The sequence below is a fragment of the Rhizobium sp. AN6A genome (assembly GCF_900215635.1).
Classification (GTDB): Bacteria; Pseudomonadota; Alphaproteobacteria; order Rhizobiales; family Rhizobiaceae; genus Agrobacterium; species Agrobacterium tumefaciens.
Window position 1 is genome coordinate 1,770,014 of the sequence record NZ_OCNC01000004.1, and the last position, 14,255, is coordinate 1,784,268.

Here is a 14,255-nt window from a genome sequence, read left to right on the forward strand (position 1 = left end):
GCGCCGATGCGTGTAAGTTAAATCTTATTTTCGATTATTCGGAATTAAGTTTCAACTTTTGTTTGCATGAATCATTTTGGCGAGTAACATCCGCGCAATTTCCGCACGAAGGCAGGCCTTTGCGGCGGTATTTTCTCTTTTTTGAAGAACCGCTTCATGCAGAAAACAGAGACGGCCGCCGTTCAGTCGATTGGTGTTGATTGCGTTCGCGAGATCGCCGGTCTGAACACGCAATTCGATATATTCCGGTTTTTGAAACGGCTGACGGAAGCCTGGGGATTCAAAGCCTTCATGGTGCTGGACCTGTCGGCCGAAATGGCGAGCGAATTGTCGCAATGCACCATCATCACCAGCTGGCCGGCCGAGCTTTTGCAGCGTTATGACGAAGAGGGCATGCTGCAGAGAAGCCGGGTGATGGCGCAGTTGAAGAAATCGACCACACCCTTTTCCGTCTCCCTGGATTTTCTGGTCAGCGGCGATGAAAACGCGCCAAAAAAACCGGTCATCGGTCTTTTTGAGCGGTTCGATATGATCAATTCGGTGTGGTTTCCCGTTCACGACATCACCACGATGCGGGGAGCGGTGTCCTTTTCCGGCAATAAAACGACTTTGCCCACCAGCCAGCTAGCGGAACTTTTTTACATTTCCAGCCACATCTTTGCCCGGCTATCTGAAATCCGCCGCCTTGATCTGCGGGTTCCAGAGACATTGAACGAGCGCGAAATAGATTGTCTGAACTGGACGGCCGCCGGCAAGACCAGCGCCGAGATCGCTGAAATCATGATGCTGTCGGAACATACCATCAATCACTACCTGAACCGTGCGACGAAAAAACTCGATACGGTAAACCGCACCCAAGCCGTCGCAAAGGCGCTCCGGGTCGGTCTGATTAAATAGCGAAACCGCAAATTTATCATTGTGATAAATGGGTTCCTGGGCGATCCTTCTTTCGAATCACCGGGAAGGAGAAATCGTTTGCCGGAACGGCATAGGATAAAAGCGGGGTTTTCTCCGACTGTCGATTGCGCCGTACTGATAGCCGCTGCCGAAAAAGGCTTTGCTGCCGACGAAGGCGTAGAACTGGAACTCATCCGAAAACAATCCGCGCGCGCCGTGCTTGCAGCACTTGGCGAGGACGAGGTTCAGATCGCCCATTTGCCCGCCCCGGTTCCCGTCGGTTCCGCGGTTGGCCTCGATGACCTGCCGACCGATATTGTCGGCGTCTTCACTCTTTCCCTTGGCGGATCGGCAACGACCGTTTCGCACGGATTTTTCGACGAGCTTTACCGGGAGGGCATGAAGCTGCCAGACCCGGCGGCGTTCGGGCGGGCGATGGCTCGTGTCTGTTCCGCGCGCCGGGCGGCGGGTGAAAAACCGCCGGTCTTTGCGATCGAGGATATAGTGTCCACGCCGTTTTATGCGTTGCGTTATCTGCTCGGAAGCTGCGGCGTGCTGCTCGGCCGCGACATGGAAATCGTTGAAGCCCTGCCGAAGGCTATGCCGGCGCTTTTGGAAAGCGGCAAGGTCGATGCGCTCTGTACCGCCGAACCGGCGGGCAGCGCTGTGGTGCTGGGTGGCAGCGGGCGGATCGTCACCACGGGAGCGCTGATCTGGCACAATGCGCCTGAAAAGATACTGGCCGTGAAGCGGCCCTGGGCGGAAGAGAACGCCACTGTGCTGGAAGGCTTGCTGCGTGCGCTTTATCGCGCCGGCGAATGGTGCGCCAACTCCGCCAATATCGAGGAACTTACCGGCATTCTTGCCGCCCCCCATTATATTGACGAGAACGGCGAATTCCTGCTTCCGGCGCTCACGGGCTATATTTCCACTTCGCAAAGGGACATGCAGCGTTTTCAGGAGTTTTTCGTAACAAGCGCCAAGGCCGCCAATTTCCCCTGGCAAAGCCAGGCCCTGTGGTTTTTCAGCCAGATGTTGCGCTGGGGCGAGGTTCCTCCCGATCGCCGGTTCGATGCAGCCGTGGTGGAGGCCGCGCGCAATGCCTATCGGCCGGATATCTTCCGCAAGGCGATGAAGCCGCTTTTCGTGCCGGTGCCGGGCGCGAACCTGAAGCTGGAAGGCACGTTGCGCGAGCCGGTCCATGTCGGGGCGTCACGCTCGGGTCTTGTCCTCGGCCCCGACTGTTTTTTCGATGGTCGGGTTTTCGATCCGGAAACGCTTGATATGGACGACGAAATCTGAAGTCTGCGAATAAACCGTCGCGATGATCCGCTGTTTGCGGTTTGGCATTGGCGAACGGGCCGCGTTTGTCTATGGATGGCGCGGAATGCAGCCCATGTCCGGCGGGATGAAGTAGCGGAGTAAACATATGGCAGAGGTCAGCAAGCACCAGGTCGAAAAGGCTTTGGAGGCAGTCATCTATCCCGGCAGCGGCAAAAGCATCGTGGCGCTTGGCATGGTCTCGGAAATCTTCATCGCCGACGCGAAAGCCTATTTCTCCATTACCGTCCCGGCCGACAGGGCAGCCGACATGGAGCCGTTGAGGCTTTCGGCTGAACAGGCCGCCAAGGGCGTTCCGGGTATCGCCGGTGCCGTCGTCGCGCTGACGGCGGATCGCAAACCCGGCACACAACAACCCGCACCTGCGCGCCCGGCACCGGCACCCGCGCGCCCTGCGGCTGCAACCGGCCGACCGCCCGCGCAGCCCGGCTCGTCGAAGGTCGGTGTTCCCGGCGTCGGCGCGATCATCGCCGTTGCCTCGGGCAAGGGCGGGGTCGGCAAGTCCACGACCGCCGTCAATCTGGCGCTGGGCCTACAGGCGCTCGGCCTCAAGGTCGGCATGCTCGACGCCGACATTTACGGCCCCTCGCTGCCACGACTGCTGAAGATTTCAGGACGCCCGCAGCAGCAGGAAGACCGCATCATCATTCCCATGGAAAATTACGGACTGAAGGTCATGTCCATGGGATTTCTGGTGGATGAGGAAGCGGCGATGATCTGGCGCGGGCCGATGGTTCAGTCCGCATTGATGCAGATGTTGCGTGAAGTCGCCTGGGGTGAACTCGATGTGCTGGTGCTCGACATGCCGCCTGGCACCGGCGACGCGCAACTCACCATCGCCCAGCAGGTGCCGCTCGCCGGCGCCGTCATCGTCTCCACGCCGCAGGATCTGGCGCTGATCGACGCGCGCAAGGGCATCACCATGTTCCGCAAGGTGGAAGTGCCGCTGCTCGGCGTCGTCGAAAATATGAGCTACTTCATCGCACCGGATACCGGCGCGCGTTACGATATTTTCGGCCATGGCGGTGCAAAGGCAGAGGCTGAGCGGATTGGCGTGCCGTTCCTCGGCGAAGTGCCGCTCACCATTTCCATCCGTGAAATGTCTGATGCCGGAACGCCGGTGGTTGCCGCCGAGCCGGATGGTCCGCAGGCCGCCATCTACCGCGATATTGCGGAAAAAGTCTGGGCCCGCATCGGTGCTGGCGAAAGAAAAGCCGCGCCGAAAATCGTTTTCGAATAACGTACCGGTTGCGGAAGAAAAAAAGGCCGGGCGGTTGTCCTGCCTGGATATATTTTAAAAACAATATGTTAACTGGTGGCTTCGGGAAAGGCCGATGCATTTGAACGCCAGAGATGCATCGCCTGCAATGCTGTCGCGAGAAAATATTGCTTGATTGGGTCTCGCTTTGGGAGCATAGCCCTGCGCCGTTTGGTTCTTGGTCCGTCAGTCCGGCGGGATGTGAAAATCCCGCTCGTTCCGGTGTTCCCTGAAGTGTCGTCCAAAGGTTTGCCGACCTTGAACAGGATATGTTAAGCAGCATTGCGGCTGAAGCCAGCGATGCGGACCGGAGAAACGGATTGATAAAAGCCTATCGCGCCAACTGCGAGGCGATCAGCCTGTCGCCAGACGACGGCCGTGAACAGATTCCCGACGACATCGTCTGGATCGACCTTATCAATCCGACGAGGACGGAAGAGCAGTATGTTGAAAAACTGCTGGGTCTTGAGCTGCCCACCCGCGAGGATTTGAAGGATATCGAACCTTCCAGCCGCCTTTACATGGAAGATGGCAACGTCTTCATGACCGCCTCTCTGGTTTGGAAGGCAGATTCCGACGGTCCGCGCCTGACCGATGTCGCCTTCATTCTTGCCGGCAAGCGCCTTGTGACGATCCGTTATGCCGAGCCGAAATCATTCCACCTCTTCACCGCCGCCATCACCCGCGTGCCGCACGAGATGCGCAGCGGCACCGCGCTGTTGCTGAAACTGCTGGAAACCATCGTCGATCGCACGGCGGAAATTCTCGAAAACTCGGTGGCAGGCATCGACAATCTCGCCGCCGATCTTCTCGGCAGCCAGGCGCGCAGCAAGCGCAAGGCGCCGCGTTATCTAGAAGACCGACTGACGAACATTGCCGCCTATCATCGGCTGATCTCCAAGGTTCGCGACAGCCTTGCTTCCCTTGCACGCCTGCAGACTTTCCTGTCCACAAGTGCGCAGGTCCAGCAGGACAAGGAAGCGAGGGAACAGAGCAAATCGATCGGTCGGGATATCCAGTCGTTGAGCGAACATGCCTCCTTCGTTTCCGGTAATCTGACATTCCTGCTGGACGCGTCTCTCGGCATCATCAACATCGAGCAGAACGGCATCATCAAGATATTCTCGATCGCGTCGGTCGTGTTCCTGCCGCCCACTTTGGTAGCCTCGATCTATGGAATGAACTTTCAGCTCATGCCGGAGTTGAACTGGACGTTTGGCTATCCACTCGCGCTCGTCGTCATGCTGATGTCGGCAATCATCCCGTTTCTCTTTTTCCGTTGGAAGGGCTGGCTCTAAGGAGCCAGGATCATCATGTCTCAAATCGCAGACAAGGACGTTACCGAGAAGCCGGATTCGGATGACAAGCATCAGAACAAGGGGCTTTATGCCGCGATCCTTGGTTCTATCGGCGTCGTCTACGGCGATATCGGCACCAGCCCGCTCTATGCCTTCCGCGAAGCGCTAAAGCCGATCGCCTATGATGGCGTGACGAGAGAAGAAGTCATCGGCCTGACATCCCTGATGATCTGGTCTCTGACGATCATCGTGACGTTCAAATACATCACGCTCCTGCTGCGCGCCGACAATGACGGCGAGGGCGGCACGCTCTCGCTTCTGGCGCTGTTGATGAAGACGGCGGGCACTCACCGCAGCGTTCTCATCGTGCTCGGCCTCATCGGCGCAGCCTTGTTCCTGGGCGATGCCATGATCACGCCGGCGCTATCAGTGCTTTCGGCGGTGGAGGGTCTGAAGCTCGTCACTCCGGCCATGGACGACTTTATTATTCCCATCTCCGTCTGCATTCTCATCGGCCTCTTCGCGATCCAATCGCACGGTACAGGAACGGTGGCGAAATTCTTCGGACCGATCACCGCTGTCTGGTTTCTGGTCATGGGTGTGGCCGGCCTCATTCACATCGCCGATGATTTCGGCATTCTCTTTGCCTTCAACCCCTGGCATGCGGTCGAGTTTCTCGCCAATGAAGGCTTTTACGGCATCGTCGTGCTGGGCGCGGTTTTCCTGACGATCACCGGTGCTGAAGCGCTTTATGCCGATCTTGGCCATTTCGGCCGCCGTCCCATCCAGTGGGCATGGTTCTGTCTGGTTTTCCCGGCGCTGACGCTGAATTATCTCGGCCAGGGCGCGCTGGTTCTCAAGGACCCGGCGGCGATGTCCAACCCGTTTTACCTGATGTTCCCGCAATGGGCGATCCTGCCGGCCGTCATTCTGGCTACCGCCGCCACCATCATCGCCAGCCAGGCGGTCATAACAGGTGCGTTCTCGCTCGTGCGTCAGGCGATCCATCTCGGCTATCTGCCGCGCATGGAAATCCTCTTCACTTCGGAGACCAATACCGGGCAGATCTATCTTCCCGCCGTCAACACCATCCTGCTGTTCGGCGTCGTCGCACTGGTGCTCACCTTCAAGAGTTCGGATGCACTGGCCACCGCCTACGGCATTTCCGTTACCGGCGCGATGGTCGTCACCAGCATGATGTTCTTCGAATTCGTGCGTAAACGCTGGCAATGGTCCATCTGGCTGGCGATTGGCGTGCTGGCGCCGCTTCTGCTGCTGGAACTGATTTTCCTCGGTGCAAACCTGCTCAAGATACATGATGGCGGCTATGTGCCGGTGTTGCTGGCAATCGCTTTCACCATCATCATGACCACCTGGCAGCGCGGCTCGAAAATCCTCTTCGCCAAAACCCGCCGCAGCGATGTGCCGCTGAAGGCTTTCGTGACTTCGGTGGAAAAGGAAAGCGCCCATGCGCCGGTGCGCGTGCCCGGCACAGCGATTTTCCTGACTGGCGATCCGGATGCCGCACCCGCTGCATTGCTGCACAATCTTAAGCACAACCACGTCCTGCACGACAAGAACGTGATTTTGACGATCCGCACGGAAGACCAGCCGCGCGTCCGTCCCGAAAATCGTTACACACTGACGAAGCTGAGCGATCGTTTTGCCGTAGTCGAACTGCATTTCGGCTTCATGGAAACGCAGAACGTCACCCAGGCGCTCGGTTACCTCAGGCGCACGGGTTACAAGTTCGACATCATGTCCACCTCGTTTTATCTCGGTCGCCGCAAGCTGGTGCCGGATCCGAAATCGGGCATGCCGGGCTGGCAGAACCGACTGTTCATCGCGCTTGCCGAAACGGCCGCCGATCCCTCGGATTACTTCCGCCTTCCGGCCAACCGCGTGGTGGAACTCGGGTCTCACGTCGTCGTCTGATTATTAGAAGGTGGTTACACATTAACGTGAAGCCGCGCCCACGCGCGGCGTTAACCAAGCATCAAGGTTAATAAGAGATTCTCGAACACCTGTAACAAATATGGTTCCTTGGTGTTCGGAGTGCTGGTTTTGCGTTCGAAAAGAGTAATGCGTCGTCGGTCCTTTACGTCCCTTCAGGCATGGACCTCACCCGTTGTCTTCGGCCTTGCTGCCTGGCTCGTCTTTCCTTCCATCGCCGCACGCGCGGATTTGGCCTCCCTGCTGGCGGGGCTGGACAATGGCGGCGAGCAATGGCGCATGGTGCTGACCGCGTCTCCGGCAGGCTCTGTCCACAATGCCTCGCTCACCTTTAACGATGCGGAGGGGGAGGCGGCGTTGCATGGCAGCGGCATGACCCTGCCCGATGGCCGCAAAGTGGCTTTCGTCACCAACAAGAAGGGTGACGAGACGACACCCGACAGCGAGCGCGTCAACCGTGCCGCCAAGAAGGGTCGCATTGTCGCAACCGAAATCATGCAGCCGCCAAAGGCCTTCACCGCCGGTTCCGTGCTGGAACGCACCAGCATGCTGGATATAGAGCCGCTGAAGCGCAAAGACCGCACGGCTTTTGTGAAACCGAAACGCGACAGCGACGTCAAACTTGCCTCCTTCTATTTCCGCCGTGAAGAAAAGAGGGCGGACAAAAGCGTCTCTCCGATGCTGGCGGAACTCGTCACCAACAGGACTCCTGACATTCTCGCCACGGCTTACGCGCCGGCCGAACCGGATTTCGCCCGTGAATCGCCGTTCGACGCCATTCTGAAAAAGCCGGAGGCCGGCCGCTTCGTGCCGTTGATCGGCGCGGACGATCACGCATGGGCGGCAACGCCGCTGCCCGCTGCCGTGTTTTCCGCAGCCGAACAGCAATGCCTCGCATCCGGCATCTATTTCGAGGCACGGGGTGAATCGGTCAAGGGACAGGCGGCGGTGGCACAGGTGATCCTTAACCGCGTGCGCAACCCCTCTTATCCGAAAACCATCTGCGGTGTGGTCTATCAGAACAAGGACTGGCGCAACCGCTGCCAGTTCTCCTTCGCCTGCGACAATATTAAGGACCGGGTGAATTCCGAACGTCACTGGAAAATGGCGCGCGAAGTGGCCATGGCAACCACCGCCGGCAAAATCTGGCTGACGGAAGTGGGCTCGGCGACTCACTATCATGCCGTCTATGTTCGTCCCGCCTGGGGAAAATCCATGAAGAAGGTCGGCAGGATTGGCTTGCACGTCTTTTATCGAACCTATGGTGGCGGCTGGAGCTGATACCACCGCCAATTTGTCGCAATTTGCGTGTCAAAAATGCCGATTCCCGGGGGAAACATCGTCGACAAACGGCGATTTGGCGTTAAGCCTTTGTTTCTAAACATTTAATTTGTCAAAAAACAAGCTTCGCCAGTGCCTTGACTAGCGAAGCCCCTAAAACTATGTTGCGCGCGACTTCAGAGCGGGCTGGAACAGGCTTAATCCGTCACCGTTTACAACTCCAAAGGGTTCTGGCATGGCTGGAACGGAGAAAATGGGTGGGATTTTAAGATGACTGGCAACCGTGACGATAGTCTGGACGAGCGTCGTAAGCGCCTTGCCGAAGAGTTGGCAAAGGTGAAGGCGGAGGATGAGGCGGAAGTGAGGGCGGAGACCAATGCCGCGGAAAGCCGGAAAGGCTTTGCGATGGCGGTGAAGCTCTCATCGGAGTTCATTTCGGCCATCGTGGTCGGCGCTATGCTGGGTTATCTTCTGGACTATTTTGTCGGCACGACGCCGTGGGGGATGATCGTTCTTCTTCTTCTCGGTTTCTGCGCAGGCGTATTGAATGTGTTGCGCTCCACGGGCGCGGTGGCAAAGCCGCCGCTGCTTGAGAGAGCCGACAAACGAGACGAGGGTGGAAAAGACGGCGTTTAAGCTGTTTTTTCTTGCAGTTGAGATGCCGCCATGAGCGGCGACAGGTAAAGAGGGCAGCCGGTGGCAAACGATCCGACCCATCAGTTCTTGGTGCAGCCGATCATTCCGATCGAAATTGGCGGCGTCGATTTTTCCTTCACCAATGCGTCGCTTTTCATGGTCGCGACCGTGGCCGCCGCTTCCGGTTTCCTTTATTTCGCAACGTCGAGCCGTGGTCTGATCCCGACCCGCATGCAGTCCGTTGCCGAAATGTCCTATGAATTCATCGCCTCCATGCTGCGCGAAGGCGCCGGCAAAAAGGGCATGGTGTTTTTCCCATTCGTATTCTCGCTGTTCATGTTCGTGCTGACTGCGAACCTTCTCGGCATGTTCCCGTATTTCTTCACGGTCACCAGCCAGATCATCGTCACCTTCGCGCTTGCCTGCCTCGTCATCGGCACGGTCGTCGTTTACGGTTTCTACAAGCACGGTCTGCATTTCTTCGGCATCTTCGCACCTTCTGGCGTGCCGAAGGCGCTATTGCCGCTTGTCGCGTCAATTGAAATGATTTCGTTCCTGTCGCGTCCGATCAGCCTTTCCGTTCGTCTCTTCGCGAACATGCTGGCTGGCCACATCACGCTCAAGGTTTTCGCAGGCTTCGTCGCCTCCATGGGTGCGCTCGGCGCGCTCGGTATCGGCGGTGCAGTCCTGCCTCTCATCATGACGGTCGCAATGACCGCTCTCGAATTTCTCGTTGCCTTCCTGCAGGCTTATGTGTTCGCGGTACTGACTTGCATGTACCTGAACGACGCCGTGCATGGTGGTCACTGAGAAGTAAAGTCGCTGGCCCCGGCAACGGGCGCCAAAAGATAGCCGCAACAACCAATATCTCAAGGAGTCTCACATGGAAGCGGAAGCAGCAAAGTACATCGGCGCAGGTCTCGCATGCCTCGGCATGGCTGGTACGTCCCTCGCACTCGGCCGTATCTTCGGTGATTACCTCTCCGGCGCACTGCGCAACCCCTCTGCTGCCGACAGCCAGTTCGGCCGTCTGGTATTCGGCTTCGCCGTTACGGAAGCTCTGGGCATCTTCTCGCTGCTCGTAGCTCTCCTTCTCCTGTTCGCTGTCTAATATCGGCATCAGGTCTGGATCACGGCTCGCGCAAATTGCGTGCCGTGATCCTTCGCATTTGCAGTCCCCCTGGAGGTGAGCATGTTCGTGACCGAGGCTTATGCCCAGTCAGCACCGACCGTAGGTGAAACGCATACGGAAACTCCGGCTGTCGGCCAGCCGCAACCGGAAGCCACGCACACGGAAACCGGTGTAGCGCACGGCGCCGAACACGGTGCTTCCGGCGTTTTCCCGCCGTTCGACCAGTCTACTTATGCATCGCAGGTCCTGTGGCTGGCGATCACGTTCGGCCTTTTCTACCTGCTCATGCAGAAGGTCATCGTTCCTCGCGTCGGCGGCATTCTCGAAAACCGTCATGGGCGCATTGCACAGGATCTCGATGAAGCGGCACGGCTGAAAAGCGAAGCCGACGCAGCCGTCGAAACCTATGAAAAAGAACTCGCGGCAGCCCGCGCCAAGGCAAGCTCGATAGGCTCCGCGGCACGTGACGCCGCCAAGGCGAAAGCCGATGCCGACCGCGTCGCTATCGAAGCCGGACTTGCCGAGAAGCTTGCCGCCGCCGAAAAGCGCATTGCGGGTATCAGGGATCAGGCATTCGCGGATGTCGGCGCCATTGCCGAGGAAACCGCGACCGCAATCGTCGACCAGCTGGTTGGCGCCAAGGTCAAGGATGCCGACGTCAAGGCCGCCATTGCAGCCGCTTCGACTGTGAAGGGAGCCTGATATGGCGTTTGATGCATCATTTTTCGCTCTTGTCGGTCTTGTCCTTTTCTTCGTCCTGATCGCCTATCTCAAGGTTCCGGGCATGCTCTCCAAGTCTCTGGACGAGCGCGCACAGAACATTCAGGACGAGCTGGCAGAAGCCAAGCGTCTGCGTGAAGAGGCACAGCACCTGCTGGCCGAATACCAGCGCAAGCGCAAGGAAGCCGAAGCTGAAGCAGCCGGCATCGTTGCCGCTGCCGAACGCGAAGCGGCCGCCCTGACTGCCGAAGCCAAGCAGAAGACGGAAGAATTCGTCGTCCGCCGCACGGCCCTGTCGGAACAGAAGATCAAGCAGGCCGAAGAAGACGCCATCGGCGCCGTTCGTGCTGCCGCCGTGGATATCGCCATTGCAGCTTCCGAGAAGCTCATTGCCGAAAAGACCACCGCTGCCGCAAAGGCCAAACTTTTCGCCAACACCATTGGCGAAGTGAAGTCGAAGCTGAACTAAGTTCATCTCGGACTATCCAAAACCCCTCCGGCTCACGCCGCGAGGGGTTTTTTGTTTTATGCCTCAGCCGGGGGCGGTGTTGGCAAGCTCGCGGATGCACACTGTGGTACCGGCTTGCAGCGTGTCGATATCGATGTCTGTCGGCCTTTGGAGAAAAAGCATCGGCTTTGAAGACTGGATGCTGGCCGGCAATTCGTGGCTGCCGGTTTGTCGAGGCTTGCTAAGTAATCGCGAGATAGATTGTCTTGGCCTCGAGCGCTATCAGCACCGCCAGTACAAAAGCTGCTGCGGTGGCAACCAGAAATGCGCCACTGAAAGCCAGGCCTGCTTTCGCGATACCCAAGCCGAGATCCTGCATCAGCCATCGTATCTGAGCCTGCGCATACCAGATCGTAGCGAGTGCGATAATGGCGAGCCCGAACGTAAGGCCATGTTCCAGAGGCATGGATGCAAAATCGAAACCCAGAACCAGGACAAATGTAAACGGCGCAGCCACGTAACATTGGCTGAAGAACGGCGGACGCAGGGAGTTTCGGGTGATCCTCACCCGTTTCCGACGCAGAAGCGTGACGGCCATACACAGCGGATAAATCCCGAATATAACGCCACGCGCTATGAGCAGGTTCGAACCCGAACCAAGCTCCCGAGCGGCCAATGTGGGATCGTAAATGGTCGGAAGGGAGGCGGAGAGTCCCTGCGAAAAAAGCAGAGTGATCAGGAGGAAGAGGGGCGGACTCAGTGTGTCGTCATATTGGTCTTCAAGCCGATCCGCGAGTTCGCTGTCGGCGTAGCGCATCATGCTGAGCGGTGCGACGACCGATCGCCACATTGTCAGCGGATAGAAGAGGAGCCATGAAACCAGCTCGTAGAGAAGTTCTTCGAGCGACTTCAGCAGTTTCATGAAATCCAAATCTCTTCTCCCAAAGCCCTGCGCGTCCATGCATTGAGATAGAATTCTACCAGTGGAGACGGAGATCGTCACCTCATGGAAGGGCGCTGAAATCCGGTGCGAGGCCCGCATTCTCCGCTTCAGGATCGTCGATTTCGATCAGTCCTGCTTCAGCGGCCGGAAACTCATCCGGTGCAGCGGACAGGGGCCATGGCTTTCGATGGCGCGCAGGTGGGCTGGTGTGCCGTAACCGGCATGGCCTTCGAAACCATAGGAGCTGTGCACTACACCGGCCCGTTCCATCATCCGGTCACGGGTCACCTTGGCGATGATCGAAGCGGCGGCGATTGAGAGGGAGCGGGAATCGCCCTTGATGACGGCCTTTGACTCGCAGGTGATGCCCGGCGGCTTGTCGCGGCCATCTGCCAGCACGAGGGCTGGGGAGATTTCGAGGCCGAGTACGGCGCGACGCATGGCGTCGAGGCTGGCGCGCAGGATATTCATGGTGTCGATCAGGCCGGGGCCGGAGGAGGCGACAGAAACGATCGATGTTTCCATGATTTGCAGAAACAGGCTTTCCCGTTTCAGCTTGGTCAGTTTCTTGGAATCGTCAAGACCATCAGGAATATTGTCGGGATCGAGAATGACAGCCGCCGCAACCACTGGTCCCGCGAGAGGTCCCCGGCCTGCCTCATCCGTGCCGGCCACGGGCCAAAGCCCCTTCTTCCTCGCCTCGAGTTCGAAGGAGAAATCGGGGCCCGTATCGGCGAGATCAAAGAGGGCAGGAGAATCGGGTGCGGTGCGGCGTTTCATGCGGCAGAAACTTGCACACACACCCGATCTCCTGCAAGCCCCCGGAAGCGGGCGATGACGGGCGCGGCCAGCCGGGTCAAGGGGCGTGGCCAACCGTGCCCCTTAGGTCGTCATGACCTTTGATCCTCCAACGGGGCGGCGGAGGAAAAGCGATCGCACGCGAGGCGGCGGGTTCCGGGGGGTGATGTCCGACGGGCCAGGGAAAACCCGCCGGGCATTTCGTCAAGAGCATGGCCCCGTCAACAGGAAAGGGCCGCCACTCTTTATGGGTCTGCACCGCTGGTTATCGTTGCGCGCATCGTACTGCGCCATCGATCGGCCAAGCGGGCCTCATATTTTCAAAGCAGCGACAATTGCACGCCGGCACCTCCCGGCGGCACGAAGATATCGTCGCGCAGGTGAATGCCGCGGCGGATGAGGCCAAGCCGTTTCGTCGCCATTTCGAAACGCCTGCCGATCTGCCATGCATAGGGACCAGCACCCTTCATGCGTTTTCCGAATTCCGCATCGTAATCCTTGCCGTCGCGCATGGAGCGCACCAGCGACATGACATGCCGGTAGCGGTCCGGATAGTTGCGCAGCAGCCAGTCGCGGAAGAGGGGGCTGACCTCCAGCGGCAGGCGCAGCAGCACATAGGACGCCTCCGTTGCGCCAGCGGCCTTGCCGGCTTCGAGAATGCGTTCGATCTCATGATCGTTGAGTGCGGGAATGACGGGTGCCATCATCACCGCCACGGGAATGCCGGCATCCGTCAGCGCCTTGACGGCTTCCAGCCGTTTTTCAGGCGTGGCGGCGCGCGGTTCCATGCTGCGTGCCAGCTTGCGGTCCAGCGTCGTCACGGAAATACCAACCTTGGCGAGACCTTTCTTGGCCATGGGCGCCAGAATATCGATATCCCGCTTGATCAGGGCCGATTTGGTGACGATGGCGACGGGATGGTCGGCCTTTGCCAGCACTTCCAGTATCTGCCGCATGATGCGCCATTCGCGCTCGATCGGCTGATAGGGGTCGGTATTGGTGCCGATGGCAATGACGCGCGGCTTGTAGCCGGGCTTCGCCAGCTCCCTTTCGAGCAGCTTTGCCGCATCCGGCTTGGCGAAAAGCTTCGCCTCGAAATCCAGCCCGGCAGAAAGCCCCATATAGCTGTGCGTCGGACGGGCGAAACAGTAGATGCAGCCATGTTCGCAGCCGCGATAGGGATTGATGGAACGGTCGAAAGGGATGTCAGGCGATTCGTTGCGGCTGATGATGCTGCGCGGCTTTTCCACCTGCACTTCGGTGCGGAACTCCGGCAGCTCCTCCAGAGTCTGCCAGCCATCGTCGAAAACCTCCCGCTGCAGGGCCTCGAAGCGCCCGCCCGGGTTAAGTCCGGCGCCACGCCCGCGACGACGGTCGATCTCGATGCGCAGGCCCGAAGCATCGGCCAGCGCATTGGCAATGTCAGGCGTATGGCTCGGCTGGAAGGCAGCCTGCCCCGAAAGCGTATGGTCTCTCATCTGGATGCTCCCAGGGTGCCGCACGCCTCTCAAGGCAAGCCAACGCCCTAAACCGTTTCCACTCGAACCGGC

The 14,255-nt window shown here is 58.7% G+C and carries 14 protein-coding genes; 11 read left to right on the forward strand and 3 right to left on the reverse strand.

All coding sequences use genetic code 11. From position 1 onward, the window contains the following. The first annotated feature begins 156 nt into the window (after positions 1-156). The 11 genes from CRO62_RS21155 (at position 157) to CRO62_RS21205 (ending at position 10,985) form a co-directional block, all read left to right on the forward strand. Positions 157-897, forward strand: coding sequence for a helix-turn-helix transcriptional regulator (locus tag CRO62_RS21155; RefSeq protein WP_025592618.1), 741 nt, complete (start codon positions 157-159; stop codon positions 895-897). Positions 898-975: 78 nt separating this feature from the next. Beyond that, positions 976-2,199 carry a CmpA/NrtA family ABC transporter substrate-binding protein gene (locus CRO62_RS21160; RefSeq protein WP_097101672.1) on the forward strand — a complete coding sequence of 408 codons (1,224 nt, stop codon included), beginning with the start codon at positions 976-978 and terminating at the stop codon, positions 2,197-2,199. 127 nt (positions 2,200-2,326) lie between these two features. Beyond that, on the forward strand, positions 2,327-3,478 hold the full coding sequence (locus CRO62_RS21165) for an Mrp/NBP35 family ATP-binding protein (RefSeq protein ID WP_065702785.1): 1,152 nt from the start codon (positions 2,327-2,329) through the stop codon (positions 3,476-3,478). A 338-nt stretch (positions 3,479-3,816) separates the two neighbouring features. After that, positions 3,817-4,794 carry a magnesium/cobalt transporter CorA gene (corA, locus tag CRO62_RS21170; RefSeq protein WP_174001449.1) on the forward strand — a complete coding sequence of 326 codons (978 nt, stop codon included), beginning with the start codon at positions 3,817-3,819 and terminating at the stop codon, positions 4,792-4,794. 15 nt (positions 4,795-4,809) lie between these two features. Further along, on the forward strand, positions 4,810-6,729 hold the full coding sequence (locus CRO62_RS21175; protein ID WP_097101677.1) for a potassium transporter Kup: 1,920 nt from the start codon (positions 4,810-4,812) through the stop codon (positions 6,727-6,729). A 147-nt stretch (positions 6,730-6,876) separates the two neighbouring features. Next, positions 6,877-8,028: a cell wall hydrolase gene (locus CRO62_RS21180; RefSeq protein WP_179784589.1), complete on the forward strand. Its 1,152-nt coding sequence runs from the start codon at positions 6,877-6,879 to the stop codon at positions 8,026-8,028. Between the two features lie 270 nt (positions 8,029-8,298). Further along, on the forward strand, positions 8,299-8,664 hold the full coding sequence (locus tag CRO62_RS21185) for an AtpZ/AtpI family protein (RefSeq protein WP_003511695.1): 366 nt from the start codon (positions 8,299-8,301) through the stop codon (positions 8,662-8,664). A gap of 60 nt (positions 8,665-8,724) precedes the next feature. Beyond that, positions 8,725-9,474 (forward strand): F0F1 ATP synthase subunit A, encoded by a 750-nt coding sequence (locus CRO62_RS21190; protein WP_003511697.1) that lies wholly within the window; start codon positions 8,725-8,727, stop codon positions 9,472-9,474. A 73-nt stretch (positions 9,475-9,547) separates the two neighbouring features. Next, positions 9,548-9,775, forward strand: coding sequence for a F0F1 ATP synthase subunit C (locus CRO62_RS21195; protein ID WP_003494147.1), 228 nt, complete (start codon positions 9,548-9,550; stop codon positions 9,773-9,775). Between the two features lie 81 nt (positions 9,776-9,856). After that, a complete protein-coding gene (locus CRO62_RS21200) occupies positions 9,857-10,498 on the forward strand; it encodes a F0F1 ATP synthase subunit B (protein WP_003511698.1) in 642 nt (213 codons plus the stop codon). Position 10,499: 1 nt separating this feature from the next. Further along, complete coding sequence (locus tag CRO62_RS21205) at positions 10,500-10,985, forward strand: F0F1 ATP synthase subunit B (RefSeq protein WP_003511699.1); 486 nt, start codon at positions 10,500-10,502, stop codon at positions 10,983-10,985. A 220-nt stretch (positions 10,986-11,205) separates the two neighbouring features. Here CRO62_RS21205 and CRO62_RS21210 read toward each other — a convergent pair whose 3' ends face one another. From CRO62_RS21210 to CRO62_RS21220, 3 genes are all read right to left on the reverse strand, one after another. Next, positions 11,206-11,895 (reverse strand): permease, encoded by a 690-nt coding sequence (locus CRO62_RS21210; protein WP_097101679.1) that lies wholly within the window; start codon positions 11,893-11,895, stop codon positions 11,206-11,208. Positions 11,896-12,033: 138 nt separating this feature from the next. Continuing rightward, positions 12,034-12,687, reverse strand: coding sequence for a ribonuclease HII (locus tag CRO62_RS21215; protein WP_097101681.1), 654 nt, complete (start codon positions 12,685-12,687; stop codon positions 12,034-12,036). Positions 12,688-13,025: 338 nt separating this feature from the next. Further along, on the reverse strand, positions 13,026-14,183 hold the full coding sequence (locus tag CRO62_RS21220) for a PA0069 family radical SAM protein (RefSeq protein WP_097101683.1): 1,158 nt from the start codon (positions 14,181-14,183) through the stop codon (positions 13,026-13,028). Positions 14,184-14,255: the final 72 nt, after the last annotated feature.